Origin of the sequence: Thiomicrorhabdus chilensis DSM 12352, assembly GCF_000483485.1 — a bacterium.
In the GTDB taxonomy this organism is placed as follows: domain Bacteria; phylum Pseudomonadota; class Gammaproteobacteria; order Thiomicrospirales; family Thiomicrospiraceae; genus Thiomicrorhabdus; species Thiomicrorhabdus chilensis.
On record NZ_KI519609.1, the window covers coordinates 2,356,599 to 2,378,481 of the forward strand.

The 21,883-nt window shown below is 49.3% G+C and carries 22 protein-coding genes; 16 read left to right on the forward strand and 6 right to left on the reverse strand.

Annotated features, from left to right (window positions below):
* Positions 1-2: 2 nt before the first annotated feature.
* Together ccoO and ccoN are read right to left on the reverse strand one after the other, a co-directional pair.
* On the reverse strand, positions 3-830 hold the full coding sequence (gene ccoO / locus B076_RS0111195; protein WP_028487396.1) for a cytochrome-c oxidase, cbb3-type subunit II: 828 nt from the start codon (positions 828-830) through the stop codon (positions 3-5).
* Positions 831-906: 76 nt separating this feature from the next.
* A complete protein-coding gene (gene ccoN / locus B076_RS0111200; protein WP_028487397.1) occupies positions 907-2,337 on the reverse strand; it encodes a cytochrome-c oxidase, cbb3-type subunit I in 1,431 nt (476 codons plus the stop codon).
* A gap of 452 nt (positions 2,338-2,789) precedes the next feature.
* Here ccoN and hisB point away from each other — a divergent pair, with 452 nt between their 5' ends.
* The 11 genes from hisB to B076_RS0111255 all read left to right on the forward strand — a co-directional run bounded on the left by hisB (position 2,790) and on the right by B076_RS0111255 (position 11,007).
* Positions 2,790-3,377 (forward strand): imidazoleglycerol-phosphate dehydratase HisB, encoded by a 588-nt coding sequence (gene hisB / locus B076_RS0111205; RefSeq protein ID WP_028487398.1) that lies wholly within the window; start codon positions 2,790-2,792, stop codon positions 3,375-3,377.
* Positions 3,377-4,015 carry an imidazole glycerol phosphate synthase subunit HisH gene (gene hisH / locus B076_RS0111210; RefSeq protein WP_028487399.1) on the forward strand — a complete coding sequence of 213 codons (639 nt, stop codon included), beginning with the start codon at positions 3,377-3,379 and terminating at the stop codon, positions 4,013-4,015. Before hisB ends, hisH begins: the two co-directional genes overlap by 1 nt.
* Before the next feature lie 12 nt (positions 4,016-4,027).
* A complete protein-coding gene (gene hisA / locus B076_RS0111215; protein WP_028487400.1) occupies positions 4,028-4,771 on the forward strand; it encodes a 1-(5-phosphoribosyl)-5-[(5-phosphoribosylamino)methylideneamino]imidazole-4-carboxamide isomerase in 744 nt (247 codons plus the stop codon).
* A 27-nt stretch (positions 4,772-4,798) separates the two neighbouring features.
* Positions 4,799-5,572: an imidazole glycerol phosphate synthase subunit HisF gene (gene hisF, locus B076_RS0111220; RefSeq protein ID WP_028487401.1), complete on the forward strand. Its 774-nt coding sequence runs from the start codon at positions 4,799-4,801 to the stop codon at positions 5,570-5,572.
* Positions 5,569-5,898 (forward strand): phosphoribosyl-ATP diphosphatase, encoded by a 330-nt coding sequence (locus B076_RS0111225; protein ID WP_028487402.1) that lies wholly within the window; start codon positions 5,569-5,571, stop codon positions 5,896-5,898. Before hisF ends, B076_RS0111225 begins: the two co-directional genes overlap by 4 nt.
* 11 nt (positions 5,899-5,909) lie before the next feature.
* The gene (locus tag B076_RS0111230) at positions 5,910-6,230 is read left to right on the forward strand and encodes a histidine triad nucleotide-binding protein (protein WP_028487403.1); all 321 of its coding nucleotides are present in this window, start codon (positions 5,910-5,912) and stop codon (positions 6,228-6,230) included.
* A gap of 240 nt (positions 6,231-6,470) precedes the next feature.
* Complete coding sequence (gene tatA, locus B076_RS0111235; protein ID WP_028487404.1) at positions 6,471-6,728, forward strand: Sec-independent protein translocase subunit TatA; 258 nt, start codon at positions 6,471-6,473, stop codon at positions 6,726-6,728.
* Between the two features lie 59 nt (positions 6,729-6,787).
* Complete coding sequence (gene tatB / locus B076_RS0111240; protein WP_028487405.1) at positions 6,788-7,312, forward strand: Sec-independent protein translocase protein TatB; 525 nt, start codon at positions 6,788-6,790, stop codon at positions 7,310-7,312.
* A 3-nt stretch (positions 7,313-7,315) separates the two neighbouring features.
* Positions 7,316-8,407: a twin-arginine translocase subunit TatC gene (gene tatC / locus B076_RS0111245; protein ID WP_028487406.1), complete on the forward strand. Its 1,092-nt coding sequence runs from the start codon at positions 7,316-7,318 to the stop codon at positions 8,405-8,407.
* Positions 8,292-10,232: a thioredoxin domain-containing protein gene (locus B076_RS12825; protein ID WP_084205772.1), complete on the forward strand. Its 1,941-nt coding sequence runs from the start codon at positions 8,292-8,294 to the stop codon at positions 10,230-10,232. The genes tatC and B076_RS12825 overlap by 116 nt, the downstream gene beginning before the upstream one ends.
* Before the next feature lie 88 nt (positions 10,233-10,320).
* The gene (locus B076_RS0111255) at positions 10,321-11,007 is read left to right on the forward strand and encodes a zinc metallopeptidase (protein WP_028487407.1); all 687 of its coding nucleotides are present in this window, start codon (positions 10,321-10,323) and stop codon (positions 11,005-11,007) included.
* Here B076_RS0111255 and B076_RS12830 read toward each other — a convergent pair.
* The 3 genes from B076_RS12830 to B076_RS0111270 form a co-directional block, all read right to left on the reverse strand.
* Complete coding sequence (locus B076_RS12830; protein WP_051347325.1) at positions 11,004-12,278, reverse strand: GGDEF domain-containing response regulator; 1,275 nt, start codon at positions 12,276-12,278, stop codon at positions 11,004-11,006. The genes B076_RS0111255 and B076_RS12830 overlap by 4 nt on opposite strands.
* Before the next feature lie 75 nt (positions 12,279-12,353).
* Positions 12,354-13,265 (reverse strand): cation diffusion facilitator family transporter, encoded by a 912-nt coding sequence (locus tag B076_RS0111265; protein WP_051347326.1) that lies wholly within the window; start codon positions 13,263-13,265, stop codon positions 12,354-12,356.
* A gap of 77 nt (positions 13,266-13,342) precedes the next feature.
* A complete protein-coding gene (locus B076_RS0111270) occupies positions 13,343-14,023 on the reverse strand; it encodes a ComF family protein (protein WP_028487409.1) in 681 nt (226 codons plus the stop codon).
* Between the two features lie 136 nt (positions 14,024-14,159).
* Here B076_RS0111270 and bioB point away from each other — a divergent pair, with 136 nt between their 5' ends.
* The 3 genes from bioB to B076_RS0111285 are packed head-to-tail and all read left to right on the forward strand — an operon-like array spanning position 14,160 to position 19,347.
* Entirely contained in the window at positions 14,160-15,179 is a 1,020-nt protein-coding gene (gene bioB, locus B076_RS0111275; protein WP_028487410.1) for a biotin synthase BioB, read from the forward strand.
* Between the two features lie 43 nt (positions 15,180-15,222).
* On the forward strand, positions 15,223-16,401 hold the full coding sequence (gene bioF / locus B076_RS0111280; protein WP_028487411.1) for an 8-amino-7-oxononanoate synthase: 1,179 nt from the start codon (positions 15,223-15,225) through the stop codon (positions 16,399-16,401).
* A gap of 18 nt (positions 16,402-16,419) precedes the next feature.
* Positions 16,420-19,347: a DUF748 domain-containing protein gene (locus tag B076_RS0111285; RefSeq protein ID WP_028487412.1), complete on the forward strand. Its 2,928-nt coding sequence runs from the start codon at positions 16,420-16,422 to the stop codon at positions 19,345-19,347.
* 235 nt (positions 19,348-19,582) lie between these two features.
* Here the strand turns inward: B076_RS0111285 and B076_RS0111290 are convergent, their stop codons facing one another.
* A complete protein-coding gene (locus B076_RS0111290) occupies positions 19,583-19,792 on the reverse strand; it encodes a cold-shock protein (RefSeq protein WP_028487413.1) in 210 nt (69 codons plus the stop codon).
* 271 nt (positions 19,793-20,063) lie between these two features.
* Here B076_RS0111290 and B076_RS0111295 point away from each other — a divergent pair, with 271 nt between their 5' ends.
* Both B076_RS0111295 and bioC read left to right on the forward strand, forming a co-directional pair.
* Positions 20,064-20,846, forward strand: a complete 783-nt coding sequence (locus B076_RS0111295; protein ID WP_028487414.1) for an alpha/beta fold hydrolase — start codon at positions 20,064-20,066, stop codon at positions 20,844-20,846.
* Positions 20,847-20,857: 11 nt separating this feature from the next.
* Complete coding sequence (gene bioC / locus B076_RS0111300; protein WP_028487415.1) at positions 20,858-21,817, forward strand: malonyl-ACP O-methyltransferase BioC; 960 nt, start codon at positions 20,858-20,860, stop codon at positions 21,815-21,817.
* Positions 21,818-21,883: the final 66 nt, after the last annotated feature.

The window sequence follows — 21,883 nt, forward strand, 5'->3', positions numbered from 1 at the left end:
TATTACTCGCGGTATGTTTTGCTATCGTCAAGCTTAACCATGGTTCCTAGAACCTGTAGGTAAGCAACCAGCGCATCCATTTCTGTATGCCCTTTGACAGCTTCATTTGCGTTTTCAATTTCCTCATCCGTGTATGGAACACCTAGAGTACGCATTACTGAAAGACGCTTCTGCATATCACGATCTGTACCGAAGAAATCCTTTTCAATACTGTTCTCAGCTAACCATGGATAAGCCGGCATAACCGATTCTGGAACCATGTCCTGTGGACGCATCAAGTGCATAACATGCCACTCGTCGGAATACTTACCACCAACACGCGCCATATCTGGACCAGTACGCTTAGAACCCCATTGCATCGGGTGATCGTACATAGATTCGGTTGCCAATGAATAGTGGCCATAACGCTCACGCTCATCACGGAATGGACGAATCATTTGCGAGTGACAGATATAACAACCTTCACGCAAGTAAATATCACGCCCAGCTAGCTCAAGAGGCGTATAAGGACGAACCCCATCACCCGCTTTCCAGTCAGCGACAACCCACTTACCGTTATTATCCTGCTTATATAGCGCCTTATCGGCCACCAACTTACCATCCACCTCAGTGAAGGTACGTTCCCAGACCAATTCCGGGAACTTTTCATTTTTAACGTTACCGTATTTATCCGTCTGTTCTGTGTAATCTACTGCGGACTTGAGATAGAACAACGGTACGATTTCAACAATACCAGCGATCGACACTGCCAATGCAGTCGCCAGGAAAAGCGCAAAGATATTACGCTCCAATCCATCCTGGATATTTTTTGGTTCTTGATTATCTGCCATGAGTTTGTGCTCCTCAACTCATTAATTTTCAATTAAGCGACAATACATTTCATTGCCGCTCTTATGATCAGGTAAATTAAGCGTGCGCTTCAGCCTGGCTAGTCGCCTTAGCATTCGCCGTGCGGATTGTCATCACTACGTTATACAACATAATGGCCGCACCACTGAAGAACAGTAACCCACCTAAAGCACGCATTGCATAGTAAGGATGCATTGCAGCAACAGACTCAGCAAAAGTATAAGCCAACGTACCGTACTCATCATAAGCACGCCACATCAAACCTTGCATGATCCCTGATACCCACATCGCTACGATATAGAACACAGTACCAATTGTGGCCAACCAGAAGTGGAAGTTAATCAACTTCATGGAGTACATTTCAGTATTCCATAGCTTCATTACCATGTGATAAATCGCACCGATTGACACCATGGCAACCCAACCTAAGGCACCAGAATGAACGTGACCGACTGTCCAGTCAGTATAGTGAGAAAGTGCATTAACGGTTTTCGAAGCCATTACCGGACCTTCGAACGTCGACATTGCATAGAAAGCCAACGAGATGATTAGGAAACGCAAGATATAATCTGTACGCAATCTATCCCAGGCACCAGACAGTGTCAGCATCCCGTTCAATGCACCACCCCATGAAGGAATGATCATCGCTAAAGAAATAACCGCACCCAGAGAACCCGTCCAGTCAGGCAGAGCTGTGTATTGCAGGTGGTGAGCACCCAACCATACGTAACCAAACATCAAAGCCCAGAAGTGGATAACCGACAAACGGTAAGAGTAGATCGGACGTTGCGCCTGCTTAGGCACGAAGTAGTACATGATTGCCAGGAAACCAGCCGTCAGGAAGAAACCTACCGCATTATGACCCCACCACCACTGAATCATCGCATCCTGAACCCCTGCAAACATGGAGTAAGAACGGAACAATGAAACCGGAATAGCCAAACCGTTCACAACATATAGGTAAGTGATGGCAATCATCATCCCCAGGAAGAACCAGTTTGAAACGTAAACGTTCGGGTGAGTTTCTTTGTTACGTGACGCAATGGTCATAACAAAGTTGAAAGTATATAGCGTCCATACAATGGCAATTGCGATAGCCAAAGGCCATTCTTGTTCGTGATACTCTTTACCGGTAGTCATCCCCAAAGAAATGGTGACCACTACGGCCAAAAGCCCGATCGTGAACAAAATCGCTGTCCACCAAGCCATCTTATTGCTCCACAACTTCACACCATTGGTTCTTTGAACCGTATAGAATGCAGTTGCCATTAACGTCATACCACCAAATGCAAAGATTACCGTATTGGTATGCATCACACGTAAACGTGCAAAAGTGATTTCAGCGATATCAAAATTTAACGCAGGCCATGCTAACTGAGCGGCTGCAAATGTACCCATGAAAGTACCTAGCACCAGAAAAGCAACAGCACCTACCGTCAAATACTGAACCACACCATTGTCATATTGTGGTTTTGCTGTAGTATCCATCAGTCGGATTCCCCTTTATAGTCTTTAAGTTTTACCCTTTTCCGCGTTGAAAATTGCATTCCATTAACGAAAGAGGCTCCTCAATCACGTGCCATTATACAATGACACGCCTCAGCCATCCGTTTAAAAATCTAAATTAAACTTAATTCATATCAAGAAATTAATAAGATTTCATGGTCTGCAACCCTTTATCTTCGCAATGGGTTCTCACAATCAAATCTAAGGGATTATCCCAAACACAGGACTTATTAGGTACTAAAAATAATTTATGAGGCCATATCATTTTCATTGCCTGAACGGAAACACCGACTTAACCCCTTCGATATTCAGCCAACCGATCTCAACTTTTATAAGTCTAATCAAGTTATTAACGCCACTCTAATCGATAAGATGTCAAACCCAAGCCGTTTCAGTTATCATATTGTGCAAAATGATTTATCTAGGACAGACAGATGCGCACAGCCAATATTGAACGCAACACTTTAGAGACGCAAATTAAAGTATCCGTTAATCTGGACGGACAAGGCGAAGCCAGACTCGAGACTGGCGTGCCTTTTTTTGAACACATGCTCGACCAGATCGCCCGTCACGGCATGATTGACTTGGACATCCAGGCGAACGGCGACACCCATATCGACGACCACCATACGGTTGAGGACGTGGGAATTTCTTTTGGCCAGGCGATTTCTGAAGCCGTTGGCGACAAAAAAGGCATCACACGTTACGGCCATGCCTATGTGCCGCTAGACGAAGCACTGTCGCGAGTAGTCATCGATCTTTCCGGCCGCCCGGGATTGACCTTTAACGCCGATTTCACACGTGAGAAAATCGGCCAATTCGAAACCGAATTGGTATTCGAATTTTTCCAAGGATTCGTCAACCACGCGCAAGCAACGGTTCACATCGATTGCATCAGAGGCCACAATGCACACCACCAGGCCGAAACCATCTTCAAAGCTTTCGGTAGAGCATTGCGCATGGCGTTGAGTGCGGATGAACGCATGACCGGGAAAATGCCTTCAACCAAAGGAAGTTTGTAATGGATCAGAAACTTGTCGCCGTCGTGGATTACGGCATGGGCAACCTCAGATCCGTCTCCAAGGCCGCCGAGCACATGGCCGACAGCAATACGCGCATTGTCGTCACCAGCCATCCGGATGAGATCGAAGCCGCCGATGCCATTATCTTTCCCGGACAAGGTGCCGCCAAGGCGTGCATGAAGGCCTTATTGGACACTGGAATGATTCATCCGATCCAAAAGGCCGCCAAAGAAAAACCGTTTCTGGGTATTTGCATGGGATTACAAGTTCTGATGTCACACAGTGACGAGAACGAAGGCATAGAGTGTCTGAATGTCATTAAAGGCAACGTCTCTCATTTTGATCTTGACTCGACACCGGAACTAAAAGTACCACACATGGGCTGGAATCAAATCCACCAGTCCAATGAACATCCTTTGTGGCATCAAATCCCACAAGACAGCCGCTTTTACTTTGTGCACAGTTACTTCGTTGAACCTGACGATGCACATTTAATCGCGGGCGAGACTACGCATGGACAAACCTTCGCGTCAGCGTTGAGTTCAAACAACCTGTTTGCAATTCAAGCACACCCAGAAAAAAGCGCCGAACACGGCCTACAACTTTTTAAAAACTTCCTGCAGTGGAATGGAAAATAATAAGGAAAAACTATGCTACTGATTCCAGCAATTGATTTGAAAGACGGTCAATGCGTCCGCTTGCGCCAAGGCATTATGGAAGACGCCACTGTATTTTCCGGAGATATCGTTGCCATGGCTGAACGCTGGGTGGACCAAGGAGCTCGCCGTCTTCACATGGTAGACTTGAACGGAGCCTTTGAAGGAAAACCCGTGAACGGCGAAGCGGTTTACCAAGTCCGAGAAGCTTACCCTGACCTGCCGATTCAGATCGGTGGAGGCATACGCGACCTGCAAACCATCGAGGCTTACTTGAATGCAGGCGTCAGTTACTGCATCATCGGAACCAAAGCAGTCCACAACCCAGAGTTTGTTGCAGAAGCCTGCCAAGCTTTCCCCGGGCACATCATGGTTGGACTGGATGCCAAGGAAGGCATGGTGGCCATCAACGGCTGGGCGGAAGTCACCGACCACGAAGTCACCCAACTCGGCAAGCAGTTTGAAAACGACGGGGTAGAGGCGATCATCTATACCGACATCGGTCGCGACGGCATGATGCAAGGCGTCAATATCGAAGCCACTCAAGCCCTGGCAAAAGCCTTGAACATTCCGATCATCGCCTCCGGTGGAATTACCAACCTGGACGATATTCGCCGCCTGGCAAGCATTGAAGCCGACGGAGTAAGCGGTGCGATTACGGGACGTGCAATCTATGAAGGTTCGCTGGACTTCAAAGAAGGACAGGCTCTTTCAGACGAACTTTCTCCAAACAAATAACACCACCCGGTCATTAGGATTACCATTATGAGTTTAGCAAAACGAATCATTCCTTGCCTGGATGTGGACGACGGACGTGTCGTTAAGGGTGTTCAATTTGTCGACATCCGCGATGCAGGCGACCCGGTGGAAGTGGCCAAACGTTACGACCAGCAAGGCGCGGATGAAATTACCTTCTTGGACATTACCGCCACCGCCCACGAACGTGACACCACCGTTCACATGGTGGAAGAAGTTGCCAGCCAAGTTTTCATCCCCCTTACCGTCGGAGGCGGCATCCGCAGTGTAGAAGACATCCGCACCATGCTCAATGCAGGTGCCGACAAAGTCGCCATCAACTCGGCAGCAATATTCAATCCGGGCTTTGTAAAAGAAGTGTGCAACGCATTTGGCTCGCAATGCATCGTAGTGGCGATTGATGCCAAAAAAGTCAGCACTGATGGCGAGCCCGACAAATGGGAAATCTTCACCCACGGTGGCCGCAAAGAGACCGGAATCGATGCCATTGAATGGGCAATCAAAATGGAATCGCTGGGTGCCGGAGAGCTTTTGGTCACGAGCATGGATCGCGACGGAACCAAAAGCGGGTTTGACATCGAACTGACTCGCACCATCGCCGACAGCGTTAAAATTCCAGTCATCGCCTCGGGCGGTGTCGGTGAACTTTCCCATCTATCAAAAGGCATCACCGATGGGCATGCAGAAGCGGTGTTGGCCGCCAGCATTTTCCACTTCGGAGAACACACGATTGAAGAGGCAAAAACAGCCATGCAGCAAGACGGTATTGAGGTGCGACTATGAACGACATTCTGTCCCAATTGGATCAGGTTCTGGAATCCAGAAAACAGGATGACCCGAGTCAATCCTATGTTGCCAGCCTTTACGACAAAGGACTGGAGAAGATACTAAAGAAAATCGCTGAAGAGTCGGCGGAAATCGTCATGGCCGCGAAAGACATCGAGCACAACGGCGATAAAGAACATTTGATTTATGAAGTGGCGGATCTCTGGTTTCACACCCTGGTATTACTCGCTTCACAAAACCTTTCCAGTCAGGACGTCACCGCGGAGCTTCAGCGCCGTTTCGGCCTGTCCGGACACGAAGAAAAAGCCAACCGCTCACTATAAGGAGCCCGTTAATGAATACCGAAAAAACCATTTTCAGCAAAATCATTGAGCGAGATATTCCGGCTGATATCGTTTACGAAGACGATAAATGCATCGTTATTAATGACATCAACCCCAAAGCCAGGGTTCACCTGCTCGTCATTCCCAAGAAACCCATTCCTACCCTATTCGATCTCTCCCCCGAGGACAAAGACTTGATGGGGCACATGATGCTGCTTTTGCCTCAATTGGCACAGGCTCAGAAATTAGATGGCTTTAAAACCCAAATCAACACCGGAGAATCCGGCGGACAAGAAGTGTTTCACATTCATATCCACCTAATCGGTGAGTGACGCCTTTAAAACCCCTTCACCCCATCAAAACTGAACACAAACAACAACGGGAATGACAACCAAGCCATTAATAAAACGGATTGATCCACAAGTTTTTTTGTGTAAAGCGATTCAGTTATTTGCTATTATTAGCGGTCATTAATATTTGTCCGAGTTTCATGGTGTTATAAACACGGAACTGGACACACAACAAACAGTACCCGCCGTCACTCTGGATGGCACTTAAAATTGGAGCACAACATGGGCATCAGCATTTGGCAATTACTCATCATTTTGGCAATCGTATTGGTTTTATTTGGTGCAAAGCGCTTGAGAAACGTCGGTAGCGACCTAGGTGGCGCCATCAAAGGCTTTAAAAACGCCGTAAAAGAAGAAGACAAAAAACAAGACGCCGAAGAACAAGACAAGCAGCTAGAGAAAAAAGAAGGCGACAATGTCTTTGATGTGGCAGCAGAAGAGAAACAACCTGCTGAAAACAAAGATAAAGACAAAGTTTAAGCTCGCTGCTTTGACTGTTCGCTATCATTCAACATTTACTAAGCTAGGTTGTCACTGCGATGTTTGACATCGGTTTCTTAGAACTTCTGGTTATACTGGTTATCGCTCTGTTGGTAATCGGTCCGGAACGCATGCCTGAGGTTGCCCGCAAACTGGGATCGTTCATGGGCAAAACCAAACGCTTCATCAACTCTGTCAAGGAGGAAGGCGAGTGGCAGGAAACTGTGCGTGACCTCAAGCAGAGCATGGATTTGCAGGAAGAACGCAAAGAGTTGCAAAAACTCGAGCAGGACCTGCAGGGAAACCTGTCGCAGTCGGCTGAGGAGCTGGACCTGGACAGCCTGACACGCCCAACTTTTGGCGGTAGCGAGCAATCACTTGACGCGCCGGTAAGCAGCCAGTTTTCGAAAGCGCCCGCACAACCCGTTCTGCCCAAACAGGAGACGGCGCCATCCGAAACCCCAACAGAACAGAGCGCCCACACCGCTGATGCGGCAGCAGATGTAAAAACCGACAAGGCGGATGCGCCTGATAGCAAACCAACGGCCAATAAAACCGCCGATACAACTGATCAGAAAAGTTAGACCATGAGCAAAACTGCGCTGCCGCCACAAGACCAGGAAATGACATTGGTCCAGCACCTGTTGGATCTCAAAACCAGTCTGACAAGAGCTGTTCTGGCCATACTGCTTTTTTTCTTGATTCTGTTTCCGTTCGCCAACGAAATTTACACCTACATTTCGGAGCCTTTAACCCGCTTCTTGCCGACCGGAACCAGCATGATTGCGACCGGTGTCGCCTCGCCTTTCTTGACACCATTCAAGTTGAGTTTGGTGCTGGCGGTTTATCTGGCTATGCCGGTGTTGCTCTATCAGCTGTGGCGTTTTATCGCCCCCGCGCTTTACACTCATGAGCGCCAGCTGGTCGGACCCATTCTGTTTTTCAGCTCGTTTTTGTTTTACGCCGGTGGCGCCTTTGCCTACTTTGTGGTTTTTCCTTTGGTGTTCGGCTTCCTGTCCACAACCGCACCGGAAGGTGTGACCATTGCCACCGACATCTCCCTGTATCTGGATTTTGTCATCAAGATGTTCTTTGCATTCGGCATGGCGTTTGAAGTGCCGATTGTCACGGTCTTACTGATTTTGACCGGCATGGCTTCGCCGAAAAAGCTGGCACACGCACGCCCTTACATCATTGTCGGCGCCTTTGTGATCGGCATGTTGCTGACGCCTCCGGACATCATTTCACAGACCCTGCTCGCCATCCCCATGTGGCTGCTCTACGAGATCGGGGTGATTGTCGGCGCGTCTGTACTGAAACGCCGCGGAATCGACCAGAACGACACTGAAAACGAAACGGCACCATCAAGTGACAGCGGTCAATCCGAGGGGACGAAGGCCACACAAACACGCCAATCTGAACCCGAATACGAGTTTGATGATCGTTACGCAGATCAAGTGGATGATGATTTGGATTGGGACTCAGAATTCGATAAAATCGATTCCGAGATGAGTATTCTTGAACAAGAGTACAACAAACGCCAACAAGCGGAGAAGCAAGACAATGACAAACCTGCTGGCACCGAATCCGCTGATAAAGCTACTGAAGACTCTGCCGCGAAGTCTGATTCTGCTGAAGAGCATTCAGAAAATAAACCTGACGACAAGCCTTCTAAATAAGCAGGCCTGTTACCGGCCGGCAAAATGGACAGGCCTGTTCATTTTGCCAAAATCATTTTGGCACACCATATTGACCTTAATCGGCTTCCTTCCGTTCTTGGCACAAAGTGCCCAAAACACAGCAAATACCACTTCAAACAACAGCCTAAAAAACCACCCCAGCGCCTATCTGGCGATGCACGCTCAAGATCCGGTTCACTGGCAGGACTGGTCAGGCAAGGTGCTGCAACTGGCACAACGACACCAAAAACCCATCCTCATCTCCAGCGGCTACTTTGCCTGCCATTGGTGCCATGTGATGCAACACGAGAACTACCAGGACAGCGAAGCCGCCAGACTGATGAATCGTCTGTTCATCAACGTCAAACTCGACCGCGAACTGCATCCCGATTTGGACGACTACCTGATCGACTTTTCAAGAGATGTCAGCGGCAAAGCGGGCTGGCCTCAACATGTGCTCCTGACTCCTCAGGGCTACCCTTTTGCTGCGTTCGGCTATCTCGAAAACCAGACCTACAAACAACGCCTGAGACAAATCGGACAACTGTGGAGTGATCGAAAACAGACGCTGCAAAAGCTGGCCAAAACCGAATCTGTAAACACGCGAGTGCGCAGCCAGTCAGACGTGTCCCAATCGGAGATGCAGACACGCCTTAAGCAGCAATTGGCAGGTGTCATGGATGATTTCAGTGGTGGCCTTAAGGGCACTCTCAAATTTCCAATGGCGCCTTTACTGCTGAGCTTGCTGCAAAACGAACGACTGTCTGAAAACCAGCAGGCCTGGTTACAACTGACACTTGACCAGATGCAAAGCCAGCATCTTATTGACCATGTACATGGTGGATTTTACCGCTATACGGTTGACCCAGAATGGCAGGTGCCGCACTTTGAAAAAATGGCTTATGACAATGCCCTCTTGGCTCAGATCTACTTTCTGGCCGCCGAAAGATGGCAAAATCCGCTTTACCTAGAGACAGCGATCACAACATTGGATTATTTACACCACCAGCTTTGGGAACCGAAGATAGGGCTATTCAAAAGCAGCCAGTCTGCGCTTGACCTGCAAGGCCGGGAAGGCGGTGCCTATTTATTCACCCGATCACAACTTAAACAAAGGCTTTCCAAAGCCGCCTATGCCCAAGTCGAACAGGAATGGAAGCTAAAACAAACACCCCCCTATGCGCTCGGTTGGCACCCGCGGCCGACACAAAATCTGTGGCCCGAGATTCAATCGGCTTTGCGGACGCCCAAAAAAGACATTCCAAGTGACCACAAATACATTCTAAGCTGGAACGCTTTGATTCTATCCGCCTATGTCACCACCTATGAACAGGCCTCAAACACCAAGTATTTACAAATGGCTGAGTCCCTGGGTGCACGACTGCAAACACTGTTGTCGCAAACCCCACCTCCAAGAGCACTCGACCAAAATGGCCAAAGCATAGGCCAAGCCACCTTGGAAGATTACGCCTATACATTGCAGGCGCTAAAAGCTTTACAAAAAGTGGCACCAAACGGCCAACGCCAAGCCGCCATTAAGCAATTGAATCAGCTCGCTTTAGACACTTTCTATAACGCCAATGGCTGGCGAACCAATGTGCACTCCCTGCTGCCCGGCCTGAGTCGCAAACCCGCTCTGGCGGATACCGCCATCCCTAGCGCTACCGCCATTATGAGCTGCCTCAACCCAGCCTTACTAAACGAACAGAACCGGTTTTTTGCCGATTCTTTACGCCAAGATCCAATCCGCTTTGCAAGCTACCTCAGCGCCTTAGAGTGCAAAGACGCAGCGCCAACAGGCTTTTTGGGGAAAAGCCAAAACTGAATTCGGTAAAATAGCATTCAACCGGCGCTCAAACTGACACTCAATCTGGGCCGTCAATTGACTCTCCAGCAACAGAAAAGGAAATTATGTGGGATTTGTAATTATCGGTTTTGTGATTTTGTTTGTATTAACGACCTTGCCTAGCCTGTGGACCAAACATATCCTCAACAAACACCGTCAGCCTCATCCAGACATTCCCGGCAACGGACTTCAGTTTGCGGAACACCTTGTCAAAAAATACCAGCTCAAAGGCGTGCGAGTGGAGGAAACCGAGGCCGGCGACCATTACGACCCCATTGAAAAAGTGGTGCGCATCTCAAGCGACAACGCGCACTCCAACAGCTTGACGGCCATCACCACCGTAGCCCATGAAATTGGGCATGCCTTGCAGGACAAAAGCAACTACCCGGAACTGAAACAACGAACCCTATTGGTAGAGCGTGCCGCAATGATGCAGAAGTTTGCCGGAGTCGCGCTGATGGCTACCCCTTTTTTGATTCCGTTAAGCCATACCCCGGCGGTCGCCTTTATCACATTCGGTGCCGGGTTCATTGCCATGGGAGTGCCGGTCATCATCCACCTAAGCACCTTGCCGGTGGAGTTTGACGCCAGCTTTAAACGCGCCTTGCCTTTACTTGAAGAAGGCGGCTACGTCAGCAAAAAAGACCAAAAAACCGCAAAAAAGATTCTGTTCGCCTGTGCCATGACCTATGTCGCGGCCTCCTTGTCGAGTCTTTTCAATCTTTGGAAATGGCTCAAGGCATTGAAACGCTAAGCCGAAAAGCACTCATCCTTGGTCTGTATGGAGCGATTGACCACTTGGTTACGTCCGTTTTCTTTGGCGGCATAAAGCGCCTCATCCGCCAAGAAAATGGCGTTCTCCAAGTCAACACCACCAAAATTCAGACCCACACTGACGGTAAACGCCACACCGGTTTCGGCCAACGCTTTTTGTTCAACCACCTGACGAAACGATTCACACAGTGCCAATATCTGCTCAGCCGAACTCAACTCACCAATCACACAATATTCTTCACCACCAAACCGCGCCACCAAATAAGGCTTGAACACCTGTTTAAGCTGATTGGCGACAAACACAATCGCTTCATCGCCTTTTTGGTGGCCGTGTGTATCGTTGACCTTTTTAAAATGATCGATATCAGCCATCACTACAAAAAAGGGAGTTTGTTGTTTTTGCCACTCATCGAGCCGCTTTGAAGCGGTTTCGAAAAAGTAACCACGATTATAAAGCTGCGTCAGTGCATCGGTTTGCGAAATGCGTTCAATCTTCTGGTAAGCCTCCGCCTGTTCCAAGTTCTGATTGAGGCGCACATAAAACTCTTCTGCAGAAGAGTCGACGTGATAAAAATCGTTCACCCCATATTTCATCAACTTGATTGCAGACGGCAAATCCTCACCACCGCCGCACACCATGATCGGCAACTGATTGACTGAATACTCAGAACGCAAACTGCTGACGAAGCTGAATATCTCAGCGCCACGGATATTATTGACGTCTTCCATCAACAGAATATCCGGCAATTTTTTTTGCAAAGATTTTTGCAGGCTTTTACAGTCTTCAAATACTCTGACCGGATAACGATGAATTTTTAACAGGCCCACCAGTTTATTGGTATAACCGTTAGGAGAGGCGAGAACCCAAACCATTTTCAAGGCATTGTTCACCAGTTTGACAACGGTATTGACCGCATAATCAATGGAGGCCTTGCCGTCCTTTATTACGTAATCCGCAACATGGGCCTTAAACATCTCCTGTCGAGTCTGCTCGCTGTAGTTTGCAGTCAAAACAACCGTGGTAATATGATGTTTTTGCAGCAGTCCGACAACTTCTCCATGCATCGCATCCGGCAAATGCAAATCACTCAAACATACAAGAATCTGCTGACCCGAATCGATTACCTGCTGGGCTTCTGATAAAGAGTGTGCAATAAGAATGGGCAAATCACATATCTGACTCAAGCTCTGCTGAAGCAGTAACGCCATCGATTTTTGATCTTCAATCACTAAAACAATTTTGTCAGACATAAAATAACAAACACCTTTACCCTAAATTGAAATGCTCAAACCCATTCAAACCCATTCAAACCCATTCAAATCCAATCATGATTCCTGTAACTCGACCACCCAATCGGTCTCCAGCTGTAAAGTGACATGGTGCACCTTATGCTCTTCCAGCAGATAACGTTTGATCTCGCCCAAAGTCTGATCGTTAATATGCGCCAAATCGGTTTTAGCATGCAACGTCATCATCACTTGATCCTCGGCAATCGCCCACAGGTGAATATGGTGAACAGCCGTCAGATAATCGAAGTGGCATTCCAGATCTTCGGCAATATCCCGGATTTCATAACCAGCAGGCACCCCTTCGAGCAGCACATGAGCCGATTCGCGGGTCAAACGGTAGGCCCCAACGCCAATAATCACCGCCATAATCAATGACAGAATCGGGTCGATGGGGGTCCAGTTTGTATAGTAGATAATGATGGCGCCAGCGATAACGGCCACCGACCCCAACGTATCACCCAGAAAGTGCAAGGTGGCGCCGCGCATATTCATATTGTGCTGATCGCCCGAATGCAGAATCCAAAAAACCAACAAATTGTTCAGCAAGCCAATCACGGCAATGATGAACATCTCTTTGCCCAATATCTCTTGTGGCTCCAGAAAACGCTGGATCGCCATCACCACAATCCCACCAACAATCAGAAGCAGGGTAAAACCATTAATAAAGGCGGTCAGGATCTGCACCCGCTGGTAACCAAAAGTCATGCGTTCATTGGCCGGCTTTTGACTGATATGAAAGCCCCACCACGCCAGCGCAAGCGCCATTGCATCGGTCAACATGTGCACGCCGTCCGCAACCAGCGCGATGGAATTGACCCACAAGCCGCCGATGATTTCTACCAGCATATAACTGGCGGTAATGACCGCGGCGATCAACACCTTTTTCTGGTTTGCGGCATTGGCCGAACCCACATGGTTATGATGATGCGAAATGGATTCTTCTGCCATCTTCCCCTCGTTTAAAAATGGATGACCACCAGACACAATATACTTAAAGTCGCGTAGTTTCAAACTTTTTTATTGCATCACTTTGTTTTACAAACCGCCCAGGCCTGTATAGTCTTAATTTGCGTGTTCGTTTTAATCGATTTCGCCAACTGCTGCATGGTGGCGCCCGTCGTAATCACGTCATCAATCAAAGCGATTTGATTCAGGCCTTCGAAAGACCCGTTATCCACCAGGAAAGCACCCTTTAAGTTGCGACGTCGCTGTTGGGCATCCAGATGGGTTTGCGAAGGTGTATCTTTTATCCTCTGCACGGCATGAGCGGGCAGCAATGGAATCTGTAACTTTTTGGATAAGGCTTGGGCGATGAGTTCGGCCTGGTTGTAACCACGATTGCGCCTTCTTTTTGCATATAGAGGAACGGCCAACAACGCTTCAACCGATTCAGTCTGAAGTCTTTCGGCTAACACATCCGCCAAGATTCGACCATAAGCAAGCTGACGTTGATATTTCAGCCCATGCACCAAATCGACCAGTTCTTTATCAAAATAAAAGCCGGCCTGGGTTCGGTCAAATGCGGGAGGATCCGTCAGACAGGCTCCGCACAGCAGCCCCAGAGAACTTGGCTCGCAGCAACATGGACAAACGTTCAACGGCACTTGCCATCCCTCAACTAAAGGTTGTGAAAGGTCGAGATATTCACTTGCCCGACCCGTAATCACGCAAGTCGGCGGCATAATCCATTTTTCCAGCCAATGCATGACACTCTCCATTTGATCAGCAAAGCGTGCGGGAATCTCTGATTTACTCAGAATTGTATGAGCTATAATAACTCATAAAGAATTAACAAAAACGACGTTACACGGGCAAACAACAGATTGGAATATGGCTATGAACATGCAAAACCTTGGACAAATTCGACACGACTGGACACTGGAGGAAATCCGCGCCATTATGGATCAACCTTTCAATGACCTGATGTTTCAGGCGCAGAGCGTGCATCGTCAATATTTCAATCCGAACGAAGTGCAGACCAGCACCTTGGTCAACATCAAGTCGGGCGGATGCGCGGAAGACTGCGCCTACTGTTCACAAAGCGCGCGCAACCAGACCGAAATCGAAAAAGAACAGATGATGGAAGTCCAAGAAGTCATCGAACAAGCGTTGGTGGCCAAAGAGCGAGGGGCAACCCGTTTGTGCATGGGTGCGGCCTGGCGCAACCCAACCAAAAAAGATTTCCCACGCGTGCTGGAAATGGTGAAGGTCGTCAAAGATTTGGGACTGGAAACTTGCCTGACACTGGGCATGCTCAATGATGACCAAGTGGCGCAACTCAAGGAAGCCGGACTGGATTACTATAATCACAACCTCGACACCTCCGAAGCTTTCTATCCAAAAATCATCACCACCCGTAATTATCAAGACCGCCTCGATACCATCGACAAAGTTCAACAGGCCGGCATCAATGTCTGCTCCGGTGGAATCATCGGCATGGGTGAGCAGCATAAAGACCGCGCTGAACTGTTGCGTACTTTCGCCACCATGCGTGTTCATCCAAATTCCGTGCCCATCAATCTGCTGGTCGCGGTTGAAGGCACCCCTTTGGCACACATGAAAGACCAAACTGATTCTTTCGAGTTCATCCGCATCATCGCCACCGCACGCATTTTGATGCCGCAGACCTATGTACGTCTGTCTGCCGGACGCATGAGCCTAACCGATGAAGCCCAGGCGCTATGTTTTTTTGCAGGTGCCAACTCGATTTTCTATGGCGATAAACTCTTGACCACGGACAACCCGGAATCGGATCATGACATGCAACTGTTTGCCAAGCTAGGCATTCAAATGCAGCAGAACGTCAAAGCCGAAACGGCTGCTAAAAAACTGGCGGAACAAGCCACCGAGCTCACCGCCTAAACCTCAAGCGCAGTGATTCCACTGCGTTTTTCGGGAGCACGTCATGTCCATTCAAGCTCGCTTTGAACCGCTTCTCAGGCAACGCCGCCAAGCGCACCTGTATCGACAGCGTCCTTTGAGTCTAAGCGCCCAACAGGCACAGATGCAAATCAATGGGCTACCGGTCGTCAACTTCAGCTCCAATGACTATCTGGGACTGGCCAACCATCCTCAGATCAAACAAAGCCTGATTGACGCCTTGCAACATGACGACCTCAGCTATGGATCCGGCGCTGCCCATCTGGTGACCGGGCACTCAATCCAGCACCACCTGCTGGAAGACGAACTAGCCGACTGGCTCGGGGTTGAACGTGCCCTGTTGTTTTCAACCGGCTACATGGCCAATCTGGCAGTTCAACAAGTCCTGATGCAACCGGGCGACACCATTCTCGCCGACAAGCTCAACCACGCCTCTTTGATCGACGGTGCACTGAACAGCGATGCCACTCTTAAACGCTATCCACACCTGGATATGTCCGCGCTTAATAGGCGCTTGCAGAAGATCCACACTGGACAGGCCTTGATTGCCACCGACGGAGTGTTCAGTATGGATGGAGACATCGCGCCACTGGCCGAAATCCAGAAACTGGCGCAAAATGAGCAGGCCTGGTTGCTGGTGGATGACGCCCATGGTTTTGGCATGCTTGGCGAGCAAGGGCGCGGCAGTTTCGATTTTCTAGGCGTCCAACCCGATGCGGACACCATATTGGTCGGCACCTTGGGAAAAGCCTTTGGCACCTCTGGCGCTTTTGTCGCTGGCAGCCAAATCCTGATTGAAAGTCTGATCCAGTTTGCGCGCCCTTACATCTACACCACCGCCATGTCGCCTCTCAACGCCTTGGCTACCCGAACGGCACTGAAACTAGTCCAATCGGGCGACGCGGAACGCACCCGATTACAACAACACATCCAACATTTTCGCCAAGGCGCGCAACAGATTGGCCTGACCTTGTGGGAATCGAATACCGCGATTCAACCCATCCTATTGGGTGACAGTGAGCTTGCGATACAATGGAGTGAAGCCTTAAAGCAAAAAGGGTTCTGGGTCACGGCGATCCGCCCACCTACGGTGCCAAGCGGTCAGGCACGCCTGCGCGTGACCCTGTCTGCTGGACACAGCCAACAACAAATTGACGCACTGCTACAAGCATTGCACACTATACATAACCTTCACCCTCGTTAACCGATTTAAGGATAGAAAATGGCACGGTCTTTACCTTCTCTGATAACGCACTATAAAAAGACCACAGGCCTGTTCATTTTTATTGGCCTATTGATTCTGGTTCTCCCATTCGCCATCCAATTCGGCATTCAAAAAGCGTTTCTCAGCCAAGGCGCGGATGAAGTGCAGCTGGAAGATGTGGACTTCAATCCGTTTAGCGGGCAACTGGTCATCAAAAACCTGCAGGTCGTCCAGAATTCAGACCGCGTTTTGTCTGTTCAAAAAATGCTCGTCAAGATTAGATGGCGTGCCTTATGGCAGCAACACCTATTGCTCAACACCCTGAACATACAGCATGCCAAACTGCAAATCACCCAGCTTGACCCACAGCACTTGAAAGTCGCAGGAATAGAGGTACCACTCAACCCGCAACAAAGCGAAGACAAAGGGCAGGCGCCCTTTTTCATGCTGGGTATCGGCGCGCTGACGGTTGAGGATTTTTCGGTGACTCTGCTACGCCCCAACCAGAACGTTGAACGCACCACCTATACACTGAACCATTTGGCACTCGACAACCTCTATATGTGGGATAAAAACCCGGCCCAGTTGGTTTTCAACAGCCATCTCAACGATTCACGAATCGCCAGCCATTTCAGGCTCTTTCTGTTCAGCGAACACCCCAAGGTGGTCGGCACCGTCAAAATCGACGGTTTGAACCTGGCACAACTGCCGGTTGTCGCCGAACTCTCAGAGCTCAATGCAGAAGGCCTACTTTCAACGGATCTGACCTTTACCGCCCAACTTTTCCCGCAAGGTCTGAACTTCCAACAGCAGGGAGATATCCAACTTAAAGCGGTTGCACTTTCAACCGCCACGCAACAAGCCAGCTGGCAAGCTTTTAACTGGTCTGGAAGCATGAGTTATATTGAAGGCCACACCTATCCAGAGTTGGCACTCAACGGCACGGCAAAAATGCAGAACTTGCAATTGGACGACTCCGCCAGCCAGATGCACTTGCAACAATCCATGAACGCGCAATGGGAGCTGATTGGGCAACTTAAACCTGAAGGCATCCAACTGGAACACAAAGGCCGCACTACACTCAATGGTTTTGTACTGGATCTCCCCAACCAGCATGCCTCTGCCGATCAGGTTCAATGGCAAGGTTCGGTCAACTTTACTCAAGCGGACATCCCCGAAATGAGTGCATCAGGCCTAATGACCCTTCAAGCCGGGGTGCTTGATGACAGTCAGAACCAACTTCACCTCAAACAGAATGCTGAAGCGCAAGTTGATATGCAATTACAACTGCACCCTCAAGGCATTCAGCTGGCGCAAACAGGCGGTCTGAAGATTAGTGATCTCAATGCTTCCCTTCCAAAGTTTCAGATCCAACTGCAAAGCCTCAATTGGCAAGGCGACTTGGCACTCAAGCAAACCGACAGCCTCAAAATCGACAGCCAAGGCCAACTCAAGCTGAAGACCCTACAAACCCATCAAAAAACCGATACCAAGGGTCGTACCCGGCCTTTGGCGGAAATCGCGGGCTTGTCGATCGATACAATCGCCGTTCAGCAACCCGAGTCGATCAAACTCAAAACACTTAGCCTTGACGGCTTGAACATCGCCAAACAGGAAAACGGGGCCTTTGTGACGCTCAAGCAAGCGCAAGTCGATCATATGACTCTGCATGACCTGTCCAAACTGACTTTGGGCAGCCTTAAGCTGTCTGACAGCCAAACCCAAATCACCCTCAACAAAGAGGGTAAAATCGAACAATTGACGGCTTTACTTGAAGGCTTCACCTCGCCAGACCAAGCAACCGAGCCTACCCAAAACAAAACCGACCAGCAAACCGGCCAAGCTAGCACAGAACAGACACCCGGTTTCCAAGTCCAATGGAAAGCCATCGAAATGCGGGGGAACAACCAGATTGACTTCAGCAGTCACCAATTCGCCTCACCGATTCAAAAAACCATCACCGTCCAGACCCTCAAAATCGGAAGTCTAAACAGCCAAAAACCCGCGGCCGACACGCCTTACGAGCTGAAACTCAAACTGGATGAATTCGCCCATTTCAACAGTCGCGGCAGCCTTCAACCCTTTAACCCGAAACTGACCGCCCAACTTTCCAGTCAGCTAGAAGGCTTGAACTTGGTGGAGATCAGTCCGGCTTCTGCCCAGTTCACTGGATATGACATCAGCAGCGGACAGCTCTCGGCCGACATGGAAACCAAAATCACCGCCAATAAAATAGACGCCGAAAACACCCTGCGACTGCATAAACTGAAACTCAAGGCCGCCGACACCAGCAAAAGTGCAGAGTTCGAACAGGGCTTGAGTATGCCGATCGACGCGGCTTTATCGCTGCTGAGGGACAAGCAGGACAATATCAGATTGAAACTTCCCATCCAGGGTGACCTCACCAATCCTGAGTTCGACCTGAATGACGTCATCAACACCGCTTTGAGCGGTGCCATTAAGACCGCCAGCAAAACCTATTTACTGCTGGCGCTGCAACCTTTCGGCGCGATTGCCTTGGCGGGAGACTTCTTGAGTGGTCAAATGCAAGCGGTTAAATTGCAATCAATCGACTTTGAAGCGGGACAAACCGAACTTTCACCGACTATGCAGACCTATCTGCAAAAAATCCATGCACTGCTTCAGGAACGTAAAGGGGTGCAGATCAAGGTCTGCGGCTTGGCCAATGAAGCCGACCGCAATGCGCTGTTGAAAGCGCTTGCACAACAAAACAAACAGGAAAGCCAACAAAATGCTGAAAAAGCGGCTGCAAAAGGCGTCAAGGACCTGGTCAGCGACACACAATTGCTGGAGCTTGCGCAACAACGTGCCTCAACCATTAAACGCTACCTTCTGAACCAAGGCAGCTCAACCAGCCAGGTCATTCTTTGCCAGCCAAAGCTCAGTCAAAAGACCGATTCACCAAAAGTTGAAATGGGAATTTAATCTCCTTAGCGGTGCTTGCCCGGACACTAAGCCTTATGTTCGGGCAAACCCATCATTGAACCAGCAGGCCTGTCCATTTTCAAAGACTCTCTTTAAAAGAAAGGCAACTGACAGAGCGCCTTGAAAACAGAAAAACTTAAATCGCAGGTATAAAAAAAGCAGGGATAAACCCTGCTTTCTTATGCAACGAGAAGGTGACAGCTAGTCAGAATATACCAACGGCCGTCCCAAACCTTTATAACGGCTGAACGTTAGCCGCTTGTAAGCCTTTTTCACCTTCAACAATTTCGAATGATACGGCTTGACCTTCTGCTAAGGTACGACGGCCCGTACCGTTAATTGCGCGGAAGTGAACGAAAACATCTGGACCACTTTCTTGTGCTAAAAAACCAAAACCTTTTTCGTCGTTAAACCACTTAACGGTACCTGTAACTACATCTGACATGATAAACCTCAAATTAAACAATCATCATACCTTCCCCTCTTCAAAAGGATCTTGAAAAAGAGGTATGATTAAATTCATAGTAACAGGTTGATCTTTAAAAAGATAGTGAAAAATCCTTATCCACAATGAAACTTTTATGACGCTTTTATAAGTGCACAACTCTTCTTTTTTAGCGACTTTAAAACCGCTAAAATATGGCCTTATCACTCCACCTCCCTACTGACTCAGACAAAACCAGACGGTCATCTGATTCAAAGCACAAGGATTTTTAATGCGCACACTTCACTATGAACAGTTCGGTGACGGCCCCAATCTGACCTTTATTCACGGCTGGGGTGCACAGAACAGTGTTTGGCATGACTGGATAAAAAACCATTTCGCAGAGCATTTTCGGGTAACCTTGATCGAGTTGCCGGGATGCGGCAACAGCCACGAAATCGGTAAAACCGAAAACCTTCAACAGGCCTGGGTAGAAGCGCTAATGAAGGTGTTACCGGAACCGACCCACCTGGTCGGCTGGTCGCTGGGTGGGCTGCTGTCGCAATCAATCACTATCCAGCACCCCGAAAAAGTAGTTAGCCTGACCTGCCTGGCCTCGACGCCACGTTTCATACAAACCGATGATTGGCACTGGGCGATGAATCCCAAACTCATGAATGACTTCATTCAAGCGCTGGGCAAAGACACTCTGGCCACCCTGCAGCACTTTTGGAAATTGCAGATTCAAGGCTCGGATGGCGCTCGCCAACTGATCAAACACTTTCTCAAACAGATGCAAACCCGAAAAATTCCTAAGCTCAGCAGCCTATCGCAAGGCTTGCAACTGCTTAAGGAGATGGACAACCGTCAGGCTTTACAAACCTCCTCCACGCCAGTGCTCTGGCTATTGGGCGAAAATGATCCCCTTATTCCAAAGGAATTCGTCGCGGATTTCAGTACAATACAGCCTCTTGCTCAGGTCAGTTTGATTGCCGGGGCGGCGCACATGCCGTTTTATTCCCACCCCGAAGAGACCGCTCAGGCCTTGCAGACGTTTTTAAACTCAGTCAAATAACACGGAACAGCATGTCGGATCACGCCCCCTTATCGTCGCCCCCGGTCAACCGGGCCCACATCAAACAGCACTTCAGCCATGCCGCACCGAGCTATGACGAAGCGGCGGTGCTGCAGAAGGCGGTCGCCGAACATGTGGACGAAAGACTGGCACTGACGACCTTGTCCCCGCAGATGATTCTCGACATCGGAGCGGGAACCGGCCTGCTCACCGAAAAAGTTATCCATCGTTATCCACAGGCCAGAACTTTCGCGATCGACCTGTCTGCAGACATGCTCAAACGTGCGCAACAACGCCTGCAAGGCCCCAGATTCAAATGGCTGCCGCAGAGTCTCTTCGCTAAAGACGGAGCGAATCTTGTGAACGCCGACGCTTACGCCTTGCCGATTGCAGATCACAGTGTGGATCTGATTGTCAGTAACCTTATGTTGCAATGGTGTGATGATCTGGATCGGGTGTTTCAGGAGTTCCGCCGAGTCTTACGCCCCGAAGGCCTGTTGATGTTCACCACCTTCGGCCCGGACACTCTCAAGGAACTCAAACAGGCCTGGGCGGTCGCTGATGCCGACAACCCGCATGTCAACCATTTTGTGGACATGCACGACATTGGCGATGCGCTGATCCGCAATGGTTTCGGACAACCGGTCATGGACGTGGAAACTTTTACGCTGACCTATGACAAACCGATTGGCGTGCTCAAGGATCTCAAGGCCATCGGTGCCACCAACGCCGGTCTGAACCGTAAACGCGGACTGATGGGCAAGCAGACTTTTCAAACCATGCTCGAAGCCTATGAAAGCCAGCGTGACCCGCAACGCCACGATGGAAAACTTCCCGCTACTTACGAAGTGGTTCACGGCCATGCCTGGGCGGCGCAGGAAGTCATAAAAGGCCCCAACCGGGATCGGGCAGGCCTGGTGGAAATCAGTCTGGACGAATTCTCCAAACAGACCAAAAACCGTCAAACCTAAAACCAACAGGCCTGGTGCTTCCAAGCCTTAACTCAACGGGCCCTTAGCTCAACTCCGAACAGTCGC